The 24691-nt window shown below is 47.3% G+C and carries 6 protein-coding genes; all 6 read right to left on the bottom strand.

Annotated features, from left to right (window positions below; genetic code table 11):
• Positions 1 to 4: 4 nt before the first annotated feature.
• Genes ACDJ59_RS04040 through ACDJ59_RS04015 form a run of 6 tightly spaced genes read right to left on the bottom strand, consistent with a single transcriptional unit; the run spans position 5 to position 24667 of the window.
• Positions 5 to 1324, bottom strand: a complete 1320-nt coding sequence (locus tag ACDJ59_RS04040) for an aspartate aminotransferase family protein (protein ID WP_413407764.1) — start codon at positions 1322 to 1324, stop codon at positions 5 to 7.
• The gene (locus tag ACDJ59_RS04035; protein ID WP_413407763.1) at positions 1321 to 2301 is read right to left on the bottom strand and encodes an ACP S-malonyltransferase; all 981 of its coding nucleotides are present in this window, start codon (positions 2299 to 2301) and stop codon (positions 1321 to 1323) included. The genes ACDJ59_RS04040 and ACDJ59_RS04035 overlap by 4 nt, the downstream gene beginning before the upstream one ends.
• Positions 2298 to 3449 (bottom strand): acyl-CoA dehydrogenase family protein, encoded by a 1152-nt coding sequence (locus ACDJ59_RS04030; RefSeq protein WP_413407762.1) that lies wholly within the window; start codon positions 3447 to 3449, stop codon positions 2298 to 2300. Before ACDJ59_RS04030 ends, ACDJ59_RS04035 begins: the two co-directional genes overlap by 4 nt.
• The gene (locus tag ACDJ59_RS04025; RefSeq protein ID WP_017687150.1) at positions 3446 to 3703 is read right to left on the bottom strand and encodes an acyl carrier protein; all 258 of its coding nucleotides are present in this window, start codon (positions 3701 to 3703) and stop codon (positions 3446 to 3448) included. The genes ACDJ59_RS04030 and ACDJ59_RS04025 overlap by 4 nt, the downstream gene beginning before the upstream one ends.
• Positions 3700 to 7899, bottom strand: coding sequence for a beta-ketoacyl synthase N-terminal-like domain-containing protein (locus tag ACDJ59_RS04020; RefSeq protein ID WP_413407761.1), 4200 nt, complete (start codon positions 7897 to 7899; stop codon positions 3700 to 3702). Before ACDJ59_RS04020 ends, ACDJ59_RS04025 begins: the two co-directional genes overlap by 4 nt.
• Positions 7889 to 24667, bottom strand: coding sequence for an amino acid adenylation domain-containing protein (locus ACDJ59_RS04015; RefSeq protein ID WP_413409716.1), 16779 nt, complete (start codon positions 24665 to 24667; stop codon positions 7889 to 7891). Before ACDJ59_RS04015 ends, ACDJ59_RS04020 begins: the two co-directional genes overlap by 11 nt.
• Positions 24668 to 24691: the final 24 nt, after the last annotated feature.

Below are 24691 nucleotides of genomic sequence, written 5' to 3'. Positions count from 1 at the left end.
ACCATCAGATCAGCTCGTCGTAGATCTCTTTCATTTCTGCAAGTGCTGCAGGGACACGCTCACCGAACCAGGCAACATCTTGCATATCAAGCAGGATATTCGGATACATCCGCGAGAGCGTAGATACCAGAACACCGTGCTCAGCAAGCTTGCTATTTAACAAAATATCAAAAGACATCAATTCAAACGTATAATCAGCCGTATCCGTAAGCGGCTCCGTGCAGCAGTGATAAGAAGCACAGCCAGACGGCCCTTGAACAATTAAAGGCAGACCTACCTTCACTGCTTCCTGGCAGAGTATGTCATGCATCATCTCAGCGTGGCGGTTCATGCTGTGCATCGCCTGTCCTCCATTGCGTCCCAACATTTCCAGCGTAGCTTTTACAGCAGCTGTACCTAATGGATAGCCATTAAACGTACCCGCATGAATTACTTTTTTGTCTACAAGCAACTTCATGATATCCGCTCGGCCAACCAGGGCTGACACTGGAACTCCGCCACCCGCGATTGCCTTCCCAAGTGTAGTCAGATCGGGCGTTACACCGAATAACTGTTGGGCACCACCGAGTCCCATACGGAATCCTGTTATAATCTCATCAAAAATGAGCACGACCTGGTACTGATCACATAACTGTCTGACTTTTTGCAGATAACCCGGAGCAGGCATGACTCCGCCTCCATTTACACAAACCGGCTCCATGATTACTGCTGCAATGTCGTCTCCATACTGGCGAAATAGTTCCTCCAGGCGGGGCGCGTCATTCCATGGCAGGAGGTAGGATTGAGATTCCATTGCATCCCTTGCCCTCCCCTTTGTTCCTTTCATGTCACCAGGATAGTCTGAAGGTACAGGCAGACCTGTACGTGCAGTCTTGCCACCCATAATATTGTCCGCATTGCCATGATAATGGCCTTCAAAACGTACAAAGCGATTTTTACCTGTCCACGCCCGGGCAAGACGAAGTGCATTCTGGACAATCTCCGTGCCTGATAACCCAAAACGAATCATCTCTGCTGAGGGTACATATTGATGGATCAGTTCCAGAGCCTCTGCATCCAGATCGCAATGACTTACGGAAAGAACACGGTCAATGGTATCCTTCAGACACTCGTTATACTCCTCGTTGCCGTGGCCAACGATGAGGGCACCAAAGCGGGCATATAGATCCAAATACTCGTTGCCGTTCATGTCCGTCACTCTGCTTCGGGAAGCATGCTTGAAATGGAGCGGCGTCTCTTCCCAAGGAAGGTGAAAATTATAGTGCACACCGCCAGGCAACCATTGTTTCACCCGCTGATTGTACTGCATCATCTCCGTGATCATCCCTTATCGCCTCCCCCACTTGTCTGGTTTACTGCTTCATATCGATCCAGTAACCTGGACCGATCTTGCGGATCATCCAGCGAATAAGCTGCAGGCAAGGCCTTATTCTCAGCCAGCATATTTCTTACGCTCTGGCCTGGACCGATATCGATCCATACCGTCGCTCCCAGATTTTGAACGCGTGCCAATGCCTGATTCCAGCGAATGGGTTGCAAAAGCTGGCTGCTCAGCAGCTTAGGAATGTCCTCGGCTCCGCTAATGAACTCACCATGTACTGTAGAGCATATGGGAAACACCGGTGCAGAGAATGAAATCCCTGCAAGCATCTCTTCAAGCTCAGGCTGAATGAACTGCATCAACTCGCTATGATAAGGTGCATCTGCCTTCATTGGCATCATGCGAAAAGGAATGAATTCCCCACCGTAGCCATCCACCTGATCATCCAGCAGTTGAAGACCCTTCGCAGTACCTGCGACGACAAACTGTCCCGGTGAATTATAACCGGAGATCGTCACATACTCGTTCTGACGAATATTCTCGACTAATTCTTCAAGCGCTTCTTGGGTTATATCAACAACAATACCCGCTCTCCCTTTTTGCTCCTGAATGGAGCGATGCATCAACGCACCACGCTGAGCTGTAAAACGGATTCCATCAGCAAATCGCAATGCTCCCGCCGCTACTAAAGCCGAAATCTCCCCCAAACTGTGACCTACTGCATAATCTGGAGTCATTCCAGTCCGCCGAACAAATGAGTCAAATAAAACGTAGCTTGCCGTCAGTACAGCAGGCTGAGCATATTCAGAGACCGTCAATTGATCCAGGGTCCCTTCCATAACCAGTGCCTTCAAATCAAATCCGATCACCTCGCTCGCTTCCGCAAAGATCTGATTCGCCTCCGGCTCACTGTCCAACAACTCGCTGCACATTCCCATATACTGGCTTCCCTGGCCGGGAAATAGCGCACAGAACGTCATACGCTACCGCCACGCTTGTAATAGGCTTTTAATCCGTAATGCGAGATCATCTCCTGCTGCATCTGAGAAGAACCTTCAATAATCTCCAGAATTTTGGCTTCCTTATACAGTCTGGCAACAGGATATTGGTTACTAATTCCGTTCGCACCATGAACCTGTAGCGCATCACTTGCAACTTCAACAGCAACTTTGGACGTAAAATATTTGGCGATCGTTGTCTCCATGGCGGCCTGCGGGTCCTTGGCTTCTCTCAGCTCGGCTGCCCGTAAACATAATGCTCGTGCTGCATGGACTTTTGTCACCGCATCTCCAATCATGCCGCGAATCAGCTGAAAATGACTCAGCTTCTGATCAAATTGCTTCCGCTTCCTTGAGTAAGTCACCATGGCATCCAGCGCTTCCTGCGCAATCGCCAGCCCTGCCCAGGCAATGCTATATCTTCCCTGGTCCAGCGCCCCGGTTACGATGTACTCAAAACCTTCATTCAGACGTCCAATAATGTGATTCTTTGGTACACGCACCTCATGGAGATCAATCTCAGCTATACCTGTCTCTCCAGCAACCATGACACCTTCAATAGGTTTGGTCTGTACACCCTCAAACTGGCGTTCGACCCAAAAAGCAGTGCTTCGTCCCTGATTCGAGGCAATAATGATAAATACATCTGCCAAATGTCCAAACGTAATCCACTTCTTTTTCCCATTCAAAACATAACAGTCCGATTCTTCTCTCCACTCGGTCTTTACACTTTTGGCATCCGAACCAACTTCCGGTTCAGTCAGGCCAAAGGCAGCAATCCATTCTCCCTTCACCAACTTGGGCAGCCAGGACGATTTTTGCTCAGGCGTTCCGAAACGCACCAAAGTTTCACTTACAAGTGAAGTATGTACCGTTAACAAGCTGCGAACGGCTGGAAGAGCCTTGCCAAATACTTCAGTCAACAGCCCGTACGCCTTAGGGCCGAGACCCATGCCGCCATATTCAGCCGGGATCGAGGCAGCCAAGTAACCTTTTTCAGCCATGGCACGGATCAATGTTCTGGGAATGGCTTGCTGTTCTTGAATCTGTTGAGCATAAGGACGAATCTCACGGGCAGCAAACAATTCAGCTTCATGAATGATCTCTTGCTCTACACCCACTTCAATCATTCGGCAACCCCCTCTTGAAGAAGAGATTCATTGAGATAAGCGGCGAACTCGGCAATTGTTTTGTATTCAAACAACGCAACCGGACTGATGTCAACTTGAAGATGCTTACGCGCACGGTTAATGATCTTGAGCGCCTGCACAGATGAGACACCAATTTTCAGAAAATTCATCTCTTCATCGATGTCCTCTGGCTCCTGATTCAACGCTGCAGCAATCTCGCTTTTGATAAAAAGCTCAATTTCTTCTTTTGTCATATCATGACCTCCGTTCCCTGATTCACATCTATCCAATGTACATACGGCTCGAATGGATGTGCTGGCAGATGTACAATCTGGCCAGAGCCATTCGGATGTAACTGTTCCCAATCCAGCGCAGCACCACGTACATAAAGCTGTCCTAGCAATAAAGCAAGCTGATCCTCCATGGTAAGTGTCGGCTCGGCAGACAGGCGGATGAAGCTCTCCTTGCCACTGTATTCAAGCTGCTGCACTGTCTGATCTGCAGCAATCATAATTACAATGTCGGTGTTTGCCATCTTGCCAGGTGTGTCTTGCAGACTGTCTAACGTCACTCTGTTGTTCACTGGAATGGATTGGCTAGCATGAGCGCTGTGATGTTCCTCGCCATCCAGATGTAAACTGGATACAAGCTCCTCTCCTGCAGCTATTCCTCGAATCTCCTGAATGGAAGGGACCAGACGTACAAGTGTCTCAAGCAAGGTCACCCAGTAGTTCAAGGTAGATACCTTATCTTCATTAAAATCGTCTGGCCGGATTACTTGACGAGCTTGAGCCTCATCTTCTCCGCGAATCTCATGCCCCCCAACCACAATATTGACACGAGCAGCTCGGTTTCTAGGCTTGAAGCCAAATTCCATCTCTTCGATGTTCCACTCTCCGGTTGAGCTGACAGCTACTGCTGCACGATACCGATAATGTTTTCTATATCTGTTCCGGGTAAAACAAAGATCCTCTGGTGCCACATCCGCATGTTTCTTCACATATTGCTCCGTGTTATCAATCAGCTTTTTTAAAGCCTGCTCTGATTTGGCAGAGAACGTTAACAACTGGCCGCGTGCCGGGGCAGCTGCACGGACAGGGGCTTTCCATTCTTCCAGCACAATGTGGGCATTCGTACCTCCCAGGCCAAATGAACTGATGCCTGCCTTCCGTGTTTTTCCTTCAGGTACATCCCACGTTTTATGCTCGCTAACGATGTGGAACGGCGATTGCTCCAGTCGGAGGGCCGGATTCGGATTATCCATATGCAGACTTGGTGCCAGTTCCCCATGCTGCATACTGAGCAGAACCTTGGCAAGACTGGCTCCACTGGATGCTGCAAATAAATGACCAATATTGGTTTTGACTGAACCTAATCCAATCGAATTATCGCTTGGATATCCCTTTTCCCGGAACAGTCGGAGCAAGGCATTCACCTCAATTGGATCTCCAATCCTTGTCCCCGATCCATGTGCTTCAATATAAGAAATCTCGCTCGGGTTTAGGTTGGCGTCGCGATAAGCCGCACGGAGTACCTCATATTGCCCCTGAGGGTTGGGTGCCATAATGCCCAGGGAATATCCGTCGTTATTCACCGCTGTCCCGCGAATCACACCATAAACATGCTTATTGTTGCGAATTGCCTCTGTTAGCGGCTCCAGATATACAACAACAGTACCTTCTCCCAAGACTGAACCATCTGCTTCCCGGTCAAATACCTTCGTATGTTGAGTGGAAGAACAGATTCCAGCATTGCGTGATAGTTGATGAACATGCGGTGTAGCCAAAATGTTCGCTCCACCTACAACTGCCCCAGAGATACGCTTGTCCTGAATGGCCGCCACAGCTTGTGTCAGTGCTACCAGAAAAGAAGAACATGCTGTATCTATGGACAGTGCCGGCCCTGTAAAATTGTACATGTGTGAAATGGAGGCCGCTGCAATATTGGACATATTGCCTACCATAGCGTGAGAATGAACAGCCTTTCCAAGACTCCGGTTCATATAATCAATAACCAGATCGAAGTATGTGCTTGGGTTAATCCCTACATACACACCCACATCACGCTTATCCTCATGATCCACGAGCATACCTGCATCCTCCAGCGCCTCATGAGCAACTTCCAGCAGCTTCCGATGTTGCGGATCCATAAATGCAGCTTGTTCAGACGGGATTTCAAAGAACTCATGATCAAACGTATCCGGTTGCTTCAGTTCCCCAATCCAGTCATCCCAACCGGGTTGCTTGGAACGTGTTGCACGCTCTAAACTAACCCGGTCAACACTATCTAACCCGTTAACCAGATTGCTCCAGAACTGCTCTTGGGTGTCGGCATCAGGCAGACGCAGAGACAGTCCGGTAATAGCAATAGCACGATGTACATTCAGGTGATTATCTGTTGTTTCAGCTTGTTCAAAGTCCTTCGTTTCTGCTGGAAGTTCCTGCAGATATTCCACCATCTCACGTACGGTACTACAAAAAACAAGTAGTTCTTGTCCTAATTCACGTCCCATATGTGCAGACAGCTTGTCAAGTAATTGATAGGAGAGAATGGAATTGCCTCCAAGTGCGAGAAAAGAAGTATCCATCTCAATCTTTCCTGCGGGCAATTGAAGAATATCGGCCCAGGCTTTACGTACGGTATATTCCAAAGACGATGCGGAAACCGTCTCGTGTCCTTGCTGTTGTGTGTTTTCGCGAATCAGCTCTTCAATGGCCTCGATGTCCTTGGTAAATACTCCACGCTCATATTCGTTTCTCAGCATGAAGCGCTGGACCTTGCCACTCGTCGTTTTGGGAATAACCTTGATTGGGAGAACATGGGTGATCTCAATACCCAATCCAGCCCTCATACGTTGGATCAGATCCTGTCGTACATCCAGAAACTGTGGAGTGCCCGATTTGTATTTAACAAATACAAGCAGCTCCTCTACTTGTTTGAGGCTGTTAAAGTGTCCGACTACCGTCAGATTCCCTCTCGGAATGCTGCTATTCTGGTACAAAATTTCTTCAAGATCATGCGCATAATGGTTCTGTCCCCGAATAAACACAATGTCCTTGATTCGTCCGCTTACAACTAGGGAGCCATCAGCCATATAACCCAAGTCTCCAGTGCGAAGCCACCCATCCACATACATTTCACGATTGATCTCCGGAAGACTGTAATATCCGGAGGTTACCGATTCCCCACGAATCTGGATTTCGCCAACAACCCGCTCATCCAGCACTTCACCCTGTTCATCCGCAATCCGGATTTGAATCCCTGTCATGGGATATCCTTCATGAACAAATTCGATCACATCCGAAGTATGGCTATCACTGCTAGGTAGCTGGACTGGCACAGCCAGTCCTTCCTGCACCAGCCGTGTACGCGAAATACGTTCAATTCGTGGCTCTTCCCCCAGTCTGGAGGTACATACACCTACTGTCGCTTCTGCCATGCCATATGCAGGAAACATCATATTGGGACGATAGCCACAAGAGCTGAATTTTTTGACAAATCGCTCAATAACAGACGTTGATATAGGCTCTGCACCATTCAAGGTCATACGCAGTGAAGACAGATCCAGCGTTGAGAGCTTGGAATCCGGGATCTTCTGCACCATCCATTCGAAACCGAAATTGGTACAGCAAAACCATTTCCCCTGATGCTCCGTAATCTTGCGCAAGAACAGATAAGGCGACCGTACGAAGGTATAAGGTGACATCACCATGATGTTGGCTCCACTCAGGACGGGTGTCAGATGCTGTCCAAATATCCCCATATCATGCGTATGCGGCAACCAGGTAAACACATTATCTCCTTCTTCAGCTCCAAGAAAAGTCTTGCATGCAATACTGTTGGCGATAATATTGTGATTTGTTAACTGCACACCTTTGGGAATTCCCGTGCTTCCTGATGAGAATTGCAGGAACACAATGTCATCAGGAGAGGTTGGGCATAGATCAGCCATCTGCTGGCCTACTTGAAGCTGGTTCACGCTAATCAACATAAGACCTTTGAATACCGGACTTTCCGCAAGCTGTTTATACTTGGGCATGTAGGCTTCCTCGACGATAACGACTGGACGCCCGAGTACCTCCCACACTTTCGTGAATTTCTCCAGACCGGCTGAGCCTGGTTCCCAGGCAGCCGGAGGACTAACCGGGGCGACAATAATGCCCCCCAGCATACAAGCCCAAAAGGTACGGTAAAATTCCTGTGATTGGTCAATTTCCAAAATAACAACCTGTCCTTGTTGAATGCCTTGCTCCTGAAGAGACTGCAGGTACTTGCGCGCCTGCATCAGTAATTCAGGATATGATTCAAACTGTTCGTCACCTGAAGAGCTGATATAGGTCATTCCCTTTTCTGGATGAATATCTGCAATGTAGATTAGCATCTCAGCCACTGTTGAATAATGCTCTGGCACAATCAGCTCGGGTCCTCGCTGTATGGATTTACTGGACATGTTGCACCTCCATTGCCTCATTGTGAACTACCACTTTCACATCGCTACCAAGCTTGTCATCAATCAGCTGTTTCATACGTTTGATGTCCAGACCAGCCTGACAGGCCAGATGTACGTACAGACACTCTTCGTCGTAGCGAATAACCCATTCGAATTGGGCGAGTCCCGAATTCGAATCTTGGTCATTCGACGACTGAGACGACATTGGGATCGCTTCGCTGCTGGAGATGAAGCCTTGATAATTAAACAGAATCATCTGACGCGGCTCCTGTTCTGCTTGCCTGTAGGCAGTTCCCAATTGTTCCTGTATGCCACCATATTGTGCCGAGAGGGAAGAATCATGTGTAAGTGCCATAAAGTTAATGCTGTGTCGCTTCGTAAATTCCAGACGTTCCAACAGATCTTCCTGTGTGAATTCACTGTCTACCAGCACTGGAATCAGATCAAGGAATTCTCCCACATAATCATAGTAGGATTCTTCGCCATACTCCCTTCCGTAATGCACCAGGGCTATTGGCAATTGGCTTATGTTCAGATAAGCCGCAATGATGTTGGAAAAAGTTTCAAAGCATGTCCACCAAACATCTGCAGGCTCCTTCCCTGCAAGGGACAACTCGACAGTCATCGCTGAAGGCGACAATGTTTCTGTTTCCTTCAACTTGTTCATGACGATGGTGTTACATCTATTCCATGCCTGAAGCGAAAATTGTTTCTCCATTTCATCTTCTGATACCCCTACGGGGCCTTGAGACAGAAAACTTACATAATCCTCATAATTTCGTACTTGGTACAGAAGATCACTCTCGATCTCTATACCTTGCGGTCTATATAATGCCTTCGACTCAAGTTGCTGCTTGATGATCTGGGCACTCATACCATCAAACGCAAGGTGATCAAAACTCCAAATCAGCTTATGCTCTGTTGCTCCTGTACGCAAAATACACAGACGCCAAGGTAGTTCTTTCAACGTATACGTTTTGTGTAACAGAGACTGAACCAGTTTGTACTCCAACTGCTCAATCGTAGCCGAAGCATAATGACGAATATCAAGATATGGGATAAGCTGTTGCAGCATGTCCGCCGCTAACGATATATCACATGGATGCCAATACAATTGTTCTTCCTCATATATCATGCTGTGCAGCAACTGATGCCGGGATATAACCCCAAGAATCAGGTGTTTTACAGCTTGTTCATTCAATTCGCCTTCCAGCGTTGTTGTAAATCCGCTTGCTCGTGAAGTCGTAGAAGCATGTGCTTGTTGAATTGGAGATAGTGGGAATTGACCCATAGGGGTCATGCCCGCCATAAAAGATGAAACCTGATTGCAGCTGTTTAAGACATGCAGGACCAGGCTGTCCAGTTGTTTCTCATGAAGTGTTATGTCCTGTGGTATGACTATCGGGGACTGAATATGCAGGCTATCTTCGGACCAAACTGACGCCGGAGGATTAATATCTACCAATTTTGCAAGTCCTCTAACTGTCGGATATTGGAATAATTCGTTCACATTGATGGCAATTCCTTCTTTTGACAAAATTTGAGTGAATGCAATCGCCTTGAGCGAGTGCCCCCCATTTTGAAAGAAGTGATCTTCCACACCAATGTCTGGATTACCCAGGATCTGTCGCATGGCGGCAAGAATGATACGCTCTGTTTTTGTCCGAGGTGAACTCACTTCCAGAGACCTCTGCTGCTCTTCAACCAAATGCTCGGACAATGCCCTTCGGTCCACTTTGCCATTGGCATTAATCGGAAGATGATCCGTTCGAATAATTCGTGCAGGCACCATGTACTCTGGCAGCTGCTGGTGAAGTTCTCTTCGAATATACTCAGTATCTGCTCCAGTATCGGTTGTATAAAAAGCGGCAATGTATAGACTACCTGATGGTTCTGTAACTGTCATGACAAAGGCATCACGAACTCCCGAAAGACGCTCCATGCAATTGCCTATCTCCGATAACTCAATGCGGAAACCTCTAATCTTGACCTGGAAATCCGAACGTTCAATAAAAATCAGACTGCCGTCAATTAGACGTTTGACGATGTCACCTGTCCGATACATTCGTTCTCCCTTGCGGAAGGGATCATCAAGAAAGTGTTTTTGGGTTAGATCCTCACGGTTAAGATATCCAATACCCACCGCATCCCCACTGATATACAGTTCACCTGGGACGTTCGGTGGCACAGGCTTCAGCTCATCATCCAGAACATACAAGGCTGTGTTAGACAGGGGATAACCTATGGGCAGTGAGCCAGTATAAGGCTCTGTTTGCTGTAATAAGTGGTAGGAGGCAAAAAAGGTTGCTTCCGTTGGCCCATATCCATTTAACAGCCTGCCCGGCCCCACGCATGCAAGCGCTTTGTTGGCATGACTCACCGATGCAGCTTCACCACCAAACATCACTCTACGCACATTTTTCAAGCAATCAGCATCCCAATCCACCAGCATATTAAACAAGGATGTCGGAATATAAAATACTGAAATCCGTTGCTGTCGTATGACATCCGCCAAACGAGCCATATCCAAAATGGTCTCTTTTGAGATTAATACAAGAGTAGCTCCATTTATTAATGAAGCAAAAATATCGAAAATGGAACCGTCAAACGCATAGTTAGAAATTTGCAGGATACGATCCTCTGGCACGACGGTAACAAAATTACTATTTTTCATGACTTTGGTCACATTGCGATGACTCATCACAGTCCCTTTTGGGGTTCCTGTTGACCCTGATGTATAAATGATATAAGCCGGGTCAAGAGCAGTCTTGTTCATATGTTCAACGGGCTCCTGCATGTCTCCTGAATCAAATGCTGACAGTTCATCTGCGGGCACGATACAAGGAACTACAGATTGCCATGTGGAGGCATACGCCGTTTCAGTCAATAACACAGCCGCATCGCAATCTTGCAAAATAAATTCAATTCTCGATGACGGCGAAGCCGGGTCGATCGGAACATAACTGCAACCCACTTGGAGTGTAGCAAGAATACTGATCATCTGGATCGGTCCACGGTCCAGAATGAGAGCAATACTAGAGCCTGATTTCACCCCTTGTCCAAGCAACCTGAACGCCAGCCACTGAACACGTTCATACAGATCCGCATAGCTCCATTCACCGTCTTCCCAGACCAATGCTGTCTTCTGTGCATGCACATGAACTTGTTCCTCGAATAATTGGGAAATGGTCGCATCTCGCGGATACTGGGCGGCATTATCGTTGACTCCATACAGCAGCCATTCCTCTTCCTCCGGTGTAGTGAGCTTAATCTGACCAATTCGTTCATTATCCCCTGTTGTGATCTGAGACAGGATATACCGGAATTTATCCAGCATTAGTTCCATGGACTCGGCTTTAAACAAATCTGAGCGATAGTCAAGTTCAACCGTGTAACATTGTTTATGTTCGACCAGTGTCCAAGTCAGATCAAATTTGGCATCCACCTTACCTTCCACCCATGGTTCAAGCATCAGTTCCCCGGCTTCAGGATCATCGGTTCCCATATTGATGTAATTTAGCACCACATCAAATAGGGGGTTGCGGCTTAAATCACCGAATAGACCAAGTTGTTCCACCAGTGCCTCATAAGGATATTGTTGATGCTCATAACAGGATAACAGCTTGCCTCGCATCTCATTCAAATACGCCTCTGTGGAGCATTCTCTGTCCATACTGGTGCGAATGGCAAGCATGTTCACGAACATACCCATAACGTTATTGAGTTCTGGCTTCTCACGCCCCGCAACCGCTGTACCAACGACCAAGTCGTCTTGACCCGTATACTTCCAGATTAATAGATTCAAAGTTGCCATGAACAACATATAGGGTGTAATCCCTTGTTGAGTACAGAAGTCATTGACCTGTGTGCTTAACGACTCACCAAGTTCAATGGAACGTCTGTCTCCGCTGTAAGAGGACGCGCCATGTCTTGGGAAGTCTGTAAGCAATTCAACCGGTGCAGGCTTGTCCTCAAATTCCCGTATCCAAAACTCGGCGTCTTTAACAGATTGTCCATGTGACGCAGCTTCATCACGCCATTCCGCATAATCCTTATACTGAATGTCAAGAGATTGCAATGTTTCTCCACTGTACATGCGAGCAAAATCCTGCATCAGGATAGCAATGGAACTCTGATCCGAAATGATATGATGCATGTCGATGAATAAGATGTGTTCCTCTTGAGAAAGGCGAATGAGCTTAACACGAACCAATGGTGCGCTGGTCAGATCAAAAGGCTTGATCCATTCCATGACCTGTTCTAACCCTGCCGTTTCTAATTCCAGCAACTCCACCACGCTTGGAACCTGACCCTCCACAATTTGGAAAAGCTCACCGTCAATCATTTCAAATCTGGTACGGAATGCTTCATGTCTCTCTACCAGTGCATCCATTATTACTCTGAATTGGGTAGGGTCAAGTTTTCCCCTTACCATATAAGAGCTGGCGAGATTGTACGCCGTACTCTCACCTTTCATCCACTCATGCACCACATACATTCTTCGCTGTGCAGAAGTGGTCTTATATTTCTCTTTCTTAGTAACAGGCAAGATTGGGTTCACTGAATCAGAGTCACTTGTAACCTGATGTTCAGCAATCCATTGAACCATGTGTTCAAATACAGAATGATCAAAAACCTCTTCCAGCCCCAAATTCAGTCCAAACATTTCTTTAATCCTCGACGCCAAGGAAATCGCTTTTAAAGAATGACCTCCAAGCTCAAAGAAATCATCTTCAAGGCCGACTGCTCCATTACCAAGCAACTCCAGCCACAATTGCGATAATACATGCCTTATCTCATCATCAGTCCGTTGAACCCTGACTTTCCCGGATGGAGATTGGTCTAATGCTGCGATAGAACCCGCTGCAACCTGCGACATACCTGCAAGCTGATACAACGCAACATCATGTTGATGAACAATGGGATCAAAGGAATACGTTGGCAGGGAGATTTTTTGCCTACGCCCCGTTCCGTTTAACTGTTCCCAATCCAGCTCCATGCCAGAGCACCAGCAAAAAGCAAGTACTTTCATTAAATACACGTCTGCCTCAAGCAAGCTCTGACGATCTCCAGTAAGAGCAATGATGTTTGGCTCTGAAAATGAATCCGGGGTTATTTGTTCTGTATCCTGCAGCTGATTCGAAACGATCCACAGTGTATGCCCAGCAGATTCAGAAAGAGCCTTGCGATTTAGCAGCGTAAACAGGAAATTTGGAGATAACAGTGGTGCAATACTCGACGCATGGTCTGTTACAGTTGCATCTGTAATCCTTCCAGTCAAAGCATCTGACAATGCTCCTTCTTCTAATGACCAATGCCCCAAATTGTATAAAAGCCCCACGGCATGTACTGGATCAAGTGCATCACTAATAACCAACCCCACCAGTTCCCCAACGCCTTGTCCACAGACAGCATCTGGCTTGATACCAAGCTGCATTACGGTTTTATAAAGAGCATATTGCACAACAAAGCACTGCATGCGCTCAAGCCTTGAATCGGTTAACGATCGCCCTATGCCTTGACGAATGGCATACTGTTCCTTGGACTCAAAGAGGTTCAGTATCTCTTCAAAGTGCTGTTTGAATATCTCTGAGACCTGGCTCCGATACACAGAAGCATATAGTTCCCGAATCTTACGCGCTTCCCAATTTGCATTTCCGCTAAGGTAAAACATGACCTTAGGCTTCCCATTCATCACACTTGCCTGTGTCTCAAACTCTACAGACTGCTCGCTTGGCGGAATATAACCGTCTACAACGATTAGTGCTTTACGATGAATGAATCTGCTCCTTCCCTTCTGTAGCGTCCACGCAGCATTGGGCAACTGCTCCGGCAATGCATGGATTGCCTGTAGAACCGAATCATACGTGCGTTCCAGCGCAGATTCACTTTTGGCCGAGAAGGGCAGCAGAAGCAAAGATTCATAATTGGCTTGGCTCTCTTGGACGGGTGGTTGCTCCAAAATGACGTGAGCATTGGTCCCCCCGATCCCAAACGAACTGACACCTGCTCGCAGGATACGCTTCGCGTCTTCTAATGGCTGTGGCTCCCTGTTGATATAGAAGGGACTATGCTCCAGCTCCAACATCGGATTCGCCCGATTCATGTGAATCTGTGGCGGAACCACCCGGTGATAAAGCGTCAGTACGGTTTTAATAAAACCGGCGACACCTGCTGCCGCATCAAGATGCCCAATATTGGCTTTCACAGAACCTAGAGCACAATAATTTCTACGATCTGTTCCCCATGACTGCCTGAGCGCTTCAATTTCAATCGGGTCCCCCAGTTTGGTTCCTGTTCCATGCGCCTCCAGATAGGAGATCTCTTTTGGAGACACTCCCGAACGATGCAGGGCTGATTGAATAACCTTGACCTGCCCGGCCACACTCGGTGCCGTATATCCAATTTTGTCCATGCCATCATTATTAATCGCTGAACCTTTAATGACTGCATAGATATGATCTCCATCTCTCTGCGCGTCGCGGAGTGACTTGAGCACAACCATTCCGCATCCATTACCAGACACAGTACCAGATGCCTGCTCATCGAACGGTCTGCAATGACCATCCTTTGAATAAATCATGCCTTCATGCCAGTGATAGCCTTCTTTGAGCGGATAGGAGATAGAGACACCTCCCGCAAGTGCCACATCACACTCCCCCCGAATCAGCGATTCAGCAGCTTGGTGGATAGCGACCAAAGAAGTCGAACATGCGGTCTGTACGGCCATACTCGGCCCTCTCAGATTTAATTTGTGAGATACTCGGGTTGTAATATAGTCCTTTTCATTTAAAGTCATGGCTTCAAAAGCCTGTAGCAAATTACCAGAACGACCTAGAAATTGCACCATCCATGGTAAGCTCAGTCCACTTCCGGCAAACAATCCTATAGCTCCCTCATAACTGTAAGGATCACACCCGGCATGCTCAAGCGCCTCCCATGAGCACTGATGGAGCAGCCGTATTTGCGGATCCATCATGTTGGATTCCTGATGCGGATATTCGAAAAATCCGGAGTCAAAGTACTCAGTATCTTGCAGTACACCTTTGGCCCGTACATAATCAGGATGTTTGAAGTCTTCCGGTCGCACACCTGCAGCGGTTAGATCCTCCTCATTCAGACGGGTGATACCGTCCTTACCTGCCATTAGGTTATCCCAGAACTCCTCAATATTTCTGGAGCCGGGAAAATGCCCTGCCATGCCAATGACTGCGATATCCGACGAAGAAGGAATTCTGGTACTGTGTTCTGAAGCAAACGGGATACTCTGTTCCGGTCTGCCCTGCTCCACTTCGCTGTGTTCAACTGTGCTCCTCACATACTCTTTTGGAGCTGTTGTCGGCTCCGGGTTCGTAACAGGATATTCAGCCGAAGCGATATGTCCGCTCTCCTCTTGTACCTGTTGTGTAACTATCGGCAGCATCTGCTCAGCCACCAGATGATTGACCAGTGATGCAATGGAGGAATGCTCAAACAATTGCACCAGCGGAACGCTTTTATCCAGATAGGCATTCAGGCGATTATTGATCAGAATAAGCCCCAGCGAGTTGCCTCCGATGTCAAAAAAGTGATCATGGATATTAACCGTATCCAGATTCAATATTTCCTTCCACGCTGCAATGAGCATCTGCTCCAGATCAACTTTTGCCCGCTCCATTCCTTGAATCGATGAGCCATAAACCAGAGCCGGATTAGCCTTCTCTCCCGTTTCAAAATTAGCCAGACGAAGGGCATTGCGATTCAGTTTGCCATTAGGCAGCACAGGCAGATTTTCCAGACGAATCAAGCGAGCAGGCATCATGTACTGTGGAAGCCGCTGCTTTAACCAGGTCCGAAGCTGTACGTCTTCATCTTCCATAACGGAAGGCCCCATCCCAGGCTTCAGACTGTAGAAAAGAATTAATTGCAATGAATGTTGCTCGGCCCCTTCTACCTTAACGACAGCTTCTCTTACACGTTCATACTTCATCGCTGCCTGCTCAATCTCGTTCAGTTCAATCCGGTAGCCACGAATCTTCACCTGCTGATCTAACCGTCCCATCAACTCAACATCCCCATCCGGCAGTATACGGGCCAGATCGCCAGTTCGGTACAAACGGCCTCCCAAAACATTGGGGTTTGCAATGAATCGGGCATCGGTCTCAGCTGCATTGTGCAGATAACCGCGGGATAATCCTTTTCCTGCAATGCACAGCTCTCCATAACTTCCAGGTGGCAGTATTTCACCTTCATCATTCAGAATATAAATCTCTGTATTGGTAATGGGCTTGCCAATGGTAATCGCGGCTGTGTCATTCAATTCTTTGGTCGTTGACCAGATCGTAGTTTCCGTTGGTCCATACATGTTAAAGACTCGAGCGGGCGTAAGCCGCTTCAGATCGGTGAGGAGTCCCACAGGGACATTTTCCCCTCCAGTAAGAACGCACCGCAGATTGCCCAGCGCCTGAGCGAATTCCGGATTTTCGACAAATGCCTTAATGCGTGAGACCGTGCTAAGAATGTGCGTAATACCATGTTCACGTATTCGACGTGAAGCAAGAGCCGGGTCAAGCTGCTCCTGCTCATTGGCCAGATACAGCGAATATCCGGTGCATAATGGTGTCCACACTTCAAATCCGAAAATATCAAAAGATATGGTCGTTACACTGATGATGCGATCTGTCTCATGTGCAAAAATATGTCGGTGCCTGATGTCCTCAACAAAATTGACCATCGCCTCATGAGTAATCATCACCCCTTTGGGACGCCCCGTTGATCCTGAGGTAAAAATCACACAGGACAGGTCCGAAGACAGGAAGCTTCTGTCCGGGTTAACGGATGCGCGCACATCCTGGGAAGTTGGATCATACACGAATCGCTCTCCGCTAAAAGTCACTGTGCCTTCTGCATCAGGCGTACACAGCAATACGTTCATTCGGCTGTCTTCAATCATATTCACGATGCGCTGCGGCGGAAAAGCAGGGTCCAGAGGCACATAAGCCGCCCCAGCTTTCATCACCGCCAATAGCATAATGATCAACGATTCATCTCGTCTGGATAATATGCCTACAGGTTCATCCCGGCGCACACCTTGATCAATCAGCTTCCAAGCTAGCGTATTAGCTTTTTCATTAAGCTCCCTGTAGGTAAAAGAGGCTCCGGATGATATAAGGAGGGCTTTCTTGTCTGGCGTGTGTTCTGCCTGTAGCTCGAACAGCCGATGCAGACCTACCGCAGGATTGTAATCCAGACGTGGACCAGCAAGACGATTGACTGGGTGCTCATGAGAACGTTCGTTTCTCTCAAACAGTTCGCTCACAGACAGGTCAGGCTGTTTTACAACCTCTTGGCAGAGTCCGATAAACTCCTGCATCATACCTTCAACTGTGTCCTGGCGGAACAGATCCAGCGAGTATTCGATATATCCTTCAATCACCTGCTTCTCCCTGTTTTCTTGACAGGTCATTAACAGATCATAAGTAGACGTACCCGTCTCCACCGGAAAAGAACTGAATTGCAAACCATGAAGTTCAAGTCCATGCAAATCCATGTTCTGATAATCAAAACAAACATCAAATACCGGATTTCGGTTCAACTCACGTGTCACGCCCAGTTGTGCCACAAGCACATTAAACGGATACTCCTGATACGCAAAAGCATCCAGTGTATGTTGTTTAAGTTCGCGTAAAAAATCAGTGTACGTACGATCAAACGTTGGAAAATTCCGCATCGCAATCATATTGACAAACATGCCTACCGTCTCTTTCCACTCTTCTTGCATCCTTCCTGCAACAGGCGTTCCTACCACAATGTCCTGCTGACCTGAGCGGTGTGCAAGAAGAAGATTCCACACACTTAGCATTACCATATACATGGATGCTTCCGATGAGGAAGCCAGCTCGTGCAAGTCTTGTGTTAACGAACGATTCAACGTGAAATGAAGACGTCCCCCTTGCATGGATCGCTGTGATGGACGCTCCTGGTCAAGTGGAAGCTCCAGCACAGGTAAAGAAGGGCCAAGATGGTCCAGCCAGTACGTTTGATGTGAAATGTATTCCTGTGAAGCAAGACGTCGCTGCTGCCATACCGCGTAATCTTTGTACTGCAATCGGACTGCTTGCTCTTTGCCAAAATATAAATCATTGAAGTCACGAGTAATGATTTCAACAGATGTACCATCCGCGATAATATGGTGAATATCAAAGAATAACAGGTGCTTGCGCTCGCCTATCTTAATCAGTTCAACCCGCATAAGCGGAGCATTCCCCAGATCAAAAGGACGAATCAATGTCTCAATCATCGCAGGCAACTCTTGGTCATCTGCCACATGCTGCTCTGCATAGCCCATACTTAAGCGAACCGAAGGTTGGATGATCTGAACGATCTGACCACCCTGTATCTCAAACGATGTTCTGAGCGCCTCATGATGCTGCATCAACTTCTGCAAAGCAGCCTCAACTCTTATACGGTCCAATTCACCTTCAATAATGGTTGCAGACGGTAGGTTGTAGGCCGTATTGCCTGGATCAAGCATCGCTTGTGTGAACATACGCATCTGTGCAGAAGAGATTGGATACGCATCCATAGTGGGTGCAGATTGAATGGTCTGTTGGTCCACTTTTGGTTTCGCCATGACATAGAGATGCTCCGCCAGTTGAATAGGCGTTGAATGATTGAAGATATCTGCTACCTCAGGCTGAATTCCTAAATGAGACCGGATCCATGCAGACAAGCTGACTGCTTTGAGAGAATCTCCTCCAACCGCAAAAAAATTAACCTCTTCATCTAGATCATCGATGCCAAAAATCGTTCGATATGCGTCTAGGACAATCTGTTTCAGTTGGTCTGAACCACCAGTATAAACTGTCCCTTTTATAAGAGTAGGGCTACTTCCCTTACCCTGCTCTGCATGCTGCCTATCATCCCCGGTACCCATTCCGTCCACTGCTGATGAACGAGAAAGAGAAACACTGACAGGATAGGATTGTTTGTTGAAAACATAAGTAGGCAGCGAGCATTTGCGCCGTACCGTCTGCCCTTTGAGCACCTTCCAGTCCGGTTCCATGCCTTCGCACCATAACTCCGCAAGTCTGCGGTTCACATAGATACTGTCCTGCTCCGTTTCCCTTACGTGACGTAGCATATTCAGTACCGTCTGGGAATCTCTTGATAGACTGTGCTGTCTGGTAAAGGAGCTTAGCGTTCGTCCTGCACCTACTTCAATTAATACAGCCCGCTCATCCTTCAACACTTCAGCCAGGTTTGATTCAAACAACACCGGCTGTAAAATATGGCGGGACCAATAGTCAGGTTGTGTGATTTCATCTCCAAGCGCCCATGTTCCACTGGTATTGGACAGTAATGGGATCTGTGGCGTATGAAGTGAATGCTCTGCTAAATAACGTCTAAATTCCTCGGCGGCCTGATTCATCATTGGCGTATGGAATGCATGGGAAGTCTTCACACGAATGCACTTCCAGCCCAGTCCTTCAGCCTTGGCTTCCATCCGTGAAATGGCTTCAGCTGTCCCACCAATCACACTGGAGCCTGTAGTATTCACCAGGGCAAGCCACATGTCTTCCTCCAGTTGTGACTTCACCTGCTGTGCATCCGCCATAATGGCAAGCATGACCCCGGGTTGTTGTTGTTGCATCAGACGTCCGCGAAGTCGAACTAACTTGACAGCATCTCCAAGTTCGAATACACCCGCTACAGCTGCGGCAGCCAACTCACCAATGCTGTGCCCGATCATGCCATCTGGCTTGATGCCCAGATCCAGCAGCGACTTGGCCAGCGCATAACTTGTCATGAACAGTGCGAATTGGCTGTACTCCGTCTGGTTTATTCGCTCAGGGTGCTGATCCCCGTATACAACAGACAGCATATCTTCTCGTTCTTCCGCAGGCAGAAGGTCCAATATTTCCTGAATATAACTTCTGAAGATTGGAGCCAGGCCTGCTTGCTCTGTAGATCTGTATAGTTCTGCACCCATTCCCTGATACTGACTGCCCTGTCCGGGGAACATAAAGTATACGGGACGGGTGCCTTGAGCTGAATGGTATACGCGTGCTTTCCCCAGCTGCTGTATCAGCTTGTCCGGATTATCCTTCCATGTCTTATCCAGAATGAGTGCCTTACGATACGCAAAAACAGATCTACCTGATTGCAAGGTCCACGCTGCGTTCGATACAGATTGATTCGGCTGCTGAGTCAGATGTTCCATAATCCGTTCAGCGGTGCGGTTCAGCGAGTACTCCGTTTTGGCGGAAAAAAGCAATATATTTACGTCATCATCCGGACTGCACTTCTCCATCTCGGGAGCCTCCTCCAATACCATGTGAGCATTCGTGCCCCCCACACCAAATGAATTGATTCCTGCGCGCATGACTCCCACATTGCCCTGTTTCCAGTCCACCCCTTGTGCATTAACTTTAAAAGGCGTATTCAAAAAATCAATTTTGGGATTAGGCTGCTCATAATTCGCTGTTCCAGGGATATAACCTTGTCCAAGACTGAGCGCTACCTTGATTAAACCAACCACACCTGCGGCTGTATCCATATGTCCCACATTGCCTTTGACCGAACCCAGATAACAAAATTGCTTTTGGTCGGAAGCAAAGGCCCGAGTTAATGAGTTTACTTCAATTGGATCACCAAGTAACGTTCCCGTACCATGTGCTTCGATATAACTCACCGTTTCCGGGTCTACTCCGGCTACCTTATAGGCATCCTGAATGACTTCAGCCTGTCCGCTTACGCTAGGAGCAAGAAAACTGAGTTTCTCTTGTCCGTCATTGTTAATTGCTGAGCCTTTGATGACCCCGTAGATATGATCTCCGTCCCGCAGAGCATCGGTTACACGTTTCAACACCACAATTCCCATACCATTGGAGAAGACGGTTCCACTGGCTGACGCATCAAATGGACGACAGTGTCCATCTGTGGAAAACATCATGCCATCCTCAAATATGTAACCCCCTTCATTGGGCAACTCCACGGTGATCCCACCAGCCACGGCCACATCACATTCTCCAACGATCAAAGATTGACATGCCAGATGAGGTGTAACCAATGAAGTAGAACATCCCGTCAGAGCGGTATAGGCCGGCCCTTTTAAGTTAAGCTTATAAGCCATTCGGGTAGCGAGAAAATGATTGGTGCTGAGGGTGAATGCTTCGTATTTACTGCTATAGTTAGCATCGTTAAAAAGCACTTGACGGTACCATTCGAAGTCATCGGACCCGCCAAGGAACACACCCACCTTACCCGCTTCATCCGGTCTGCAGCCTGCATCCTCCAGCGCTTCCCATATTCCCTGATACAAAAGTCTGAATTGGGGAGACATCATTTTGGCTTCACCGGGAGTATAGTCAAAGAACCCTGCGTCAAACTCATCGATGCCGTTGGCACGTCCTTTTGCCTTGACATAACGAGGTGAATGCAGCAGTGCTTCCTCCACACCAAGCTCCCTCAATTCATCATCACTATAAAAGTGAATACTTTCCCGCCGTTCAACAAGGTTACTCCAGAACTCCCTTATATCCTCAGCACCCGGCACATTCACCGCCATGCCCACAATTGCAATGTCCTCACGCATAATGCCATCTTTTCGTTGAAACAATTGTTCCCTTTCAGTCGGTATCCGAACTCCCTCATCTTTCGGACCCAGTGCGGCAAATTGACGCAATGTCGGGCATTCGAAAAAACGAGGCACAGGGAACTCCACATCGGTATAATGCTTAAGTTTATTGTGAGCCTGAATGACAGAAAATGAATTTCCGCCCAATTCAAAGAAATGGTCATCGCGCCCTACTCTCTCAACACCGAGCACTTCGGCCCACACTTCGGCTATAACCTTCTCAAGCTCAGAAGACGGGGCGGTATAGAACGTACTGGAAGCGTGAGCATGCGTGATATCTGCCATGAGTGCCTTCCGGTCAATCTTCCCACTGCTATTCAATGGAAATTCGGATTTATGTACAAAAACGGATGGTATCATATATGCCGGTAACAAACGAGACAGGTGCTCTCTCAATTCGACAGAAGGCAACTCCTGCTCTGAAAGATAGTAGGCATACAGCAAACCGGACCTACCTTCAAATGATTTCATGACTACCACGGTCTGGATGACACCCGGATAGGATGACAGGGTATTCTCAATTTCGCCTGTCTCCAGTCTGGCTCCCTGAATTTTAACCTGGAAATCAATGCGTCCCAGATATTCGATCGTACCGCTTGGGAGTGAACGTACCAGATCACCTGTGCGGTACATGTACCTGAAATGCTCAGCATCCTGTCCTTCTTGAAAGAAAGGATTAGGGACAAACTTCTCTCGGGTCATCTGTTCCAGATTCAGATATCCACGTGCAAGCCCAACACCGCTAAGACAAAGCTCCCCTGGAATACCTAACGGCTGAAGCTCATCATGATTTCCGACGACATACCATCTGGACTCATTGAGCGGGTAGCCAATCGGTACATTGCCCAAGCCTTCGTAATGGCTTAACGGATAATGAGAAACCCATATGGTGCATTCGGTTGGACCATAAACATTTTCAAGACTTGCTCTAATGCCTAACCTGTTAAATTTCTCAATGATGTCTGGCGTGACTGCCTCTCCGCCAACAAACATCCATTTCAGCGTTTCCAATGCTGACAGATCGGAGCGAAGCTCCATCGTTTCCAGAAAAAGACGGAATAACGTTGGAACAAAGTTGATGTGCGTAACATTATGTGATGCCACCGTAGACACAATACGAGCAGGGTCTTTTTCTGCTCCAGGCTCAAGAATACTTAGTGCGCCTTCACCCATGAACCAGCCGAAAAGTTCCGTGGCGGACACATCAAAGGTATATGCCGTTTTCAGCAAGTAAACATCCTGCGCCTGCATTGGAAAACGACGCTCCAGATCAAGCAGTGTATTGACTACGCTATGATTTTCAACCATGACTCCTTTTGGCTTGCCTGTTGATCCGGACGTGTACATGATATAGGCAAGGCTATGCGGATTCAGCGCCTCTTCGAGATTTGAGACATCCCCCGTATAGGCCTGATCGCCCTCAACGTAGATGTACTGGACATCCAGAGTCTCGTCATCTTTTTCGGGTTGCATAGCCAGCACTATGGATATGTCTGCATCCGATATAATATAGTCCTTTCTGGACAAAGGATAGGAAGGGTCTACAGGCACAAAAGCACATCCGGCTTTTAATACAGCCAATAGGGCAATGACCATATCCGAGGAACGTGGCATCTGCACGCCAACTGCCGCGTTATCACTTTTTTTACTCGCAACGATCTGCCTAGCCAATTGATTCGCTTTTGCATTGACCTGCGCATAGGTCTGATGCTGCTTGCCTTCCATTAGAGCTACCCGCTCCGGGAAACGTGCTACTTTATCGTGAAATATATCCATAATATGTTGTGGAGTGTAGGGAAAATAAGAAGTTTGATTGAATCGGTACAGTAGGTTTTCTTTCTCATCTTGCATCAGGAGGCTGAACTCACTGATTTTTTGATCAGAATTGGTTACTAGTTGATTCAGCAAATATAGAAATCGTTGGCCCATTCGCTCCATTGAATCTTCACGGAACAAGCTCGGTTTATATTGCAGCTTCAACTGAGCACCTTGCGGTAAACGACTCAACACCACCATCAGATCTCCTGGAAACGTAACCTTATCCTGATCCAGAATACGAGTTCCGAGCATATCTTCCTCATAGGAATCATAAACAAAGGAGATATCAAACAACGATGGTGATCCGGGTTGAGCCTGTAACATGCTGTCTCTGACAATGAGGTTATTGGGATATCCGATGTTCCTGTACGTATCCATCCAGGTTGTGGCTACTTGTTGCAGCAGAGGTTTTAGAGTTGATTCGAGGTCAATATGGAATCGCATAGGCAACATATGGACAAAACATCCAATCGTTTCTTCCAAGTCCATACCGGGACGATGAGAATATGGGGAGGCAAAGGTGATATCGTCTGTACCGACATATTTACTCATAAGAATGCCAAAGGCACCCATAAAGAACATAAAAACGGTTACTTCATTATCTTTGGACATCTGTGTAATATCAGCCATTAACGATTCCGAAATATCAAATCGCAGTTCATGACCAATCCCTTCTTGTACAGAACCTGCTGGAAAGTCGTGCTTTAGCGAAAGAGGTTCCGCTCCCTTCATTTTGTTTAACCAGTATTCCCGCTCTTTGGAGTACTTGTTTTCGTGCAGTTTCTTGTTCTCTGCCTCAACATAAGAGATGAATCCTTCATCCAGCTTGACATCCACAGGCTGATCTTCAAGAAGACATGTATATGACTGGATAAGTTTGTTTTTCATCAGTTCAAGCGACAAGCCATCACATATTAAATGATGAATACATAAGGTCAGAATATATCGGCTTTTATCCATCTGAACAATCATTATACGGAACAGAGGACCTTTCTCCAGATCAAAAGGTGTCCCGATGCATTCATCCACCAGTGCTTCTAACTGTTGTTCCTTTGAATTCTCCTGATTCTCGCTACTAAGGTCCCACAAGGTAAGTGAATAATCCATATCTTCATGAACGGATAACACGGGTACATCATTTTGAATCTCAATCCGAGTACGCAGCACCACTTGCTCATATATAAGCAATTCGATGGCCCGGCGAAATATCTCCATTTGAAGATGATCAAATTGCATTGAAGCTGAGATGTTATACGAAGTGGGATCATTCACCTGACAATCAAAATAGATTCCCTTTTGTGTTTCGGAAAGTTCAACGGTTTTTTGTACCATCACGACCACACCTCATCGTTTAAT

This window comes from Paenibacillus amylolyticus (assembly GCF_047302515.1).
Classification (GTDB): Bacteria; Bacillota; Bacilli; order Paenibacillales; family Paenibacillaceae; genus Paenibacillus; species Paenibacillus amylolyticus_G.
The sequence above is the reverse complement of the archived record's forward strand: the minus strand, read 5'-3'. Positions and strand labels throughout refer to the sequence as shown.

Excerpts from the sequence above, each read along its gene's own strand:
- ACDJ59_RS04040 (WP_413407764.1), bottom strand. The coding sequence starts at position 1,324 with ATGATCACGGAGATGATGCAGTACAATCAGCGGGTGAAACAATGGTTG.
- ACDJ59_RS04035 (WP_413407763.1), bottom strand. The coding sequence starts at position 2,301 with ATGACGTTCTGTGCGCTATTTCCCGGCCAGGGAAGCCAGTATATGGGA.
- ACDJ59_RS04030 (WP_413407762.1), bottom strand. The coding sequence starts at position 3,449 with ATGATTGAAGTGGGTGTAGAGCAAGAGATCATTCATGAAGCTGAATTG.
- ACDJ59_RS04025 (WP_017687150.1), bottom strand. The coding sequence starts at position 3,703 with ATGACAAAAGAAGAAATTGAGCTTTTTATCAAAAGCGAGATTGCTGCA.
- ACDJ59_RS04020 (WP_413407761.1), bottom strand. The coding sequence starts at position 7,899 with ATGTCCAGTAAATCCATACAGCGAGGACCCGAGCTGATTGTGCCAGAG.
- ACDJ59_RS04015 (WP_413409716.1), bottom strand. The coding sequence starts at position 24,667 with ATGGTACAAAAAACCGTTGAACTTTCCGAAACACAAAAGGGAATCTAT.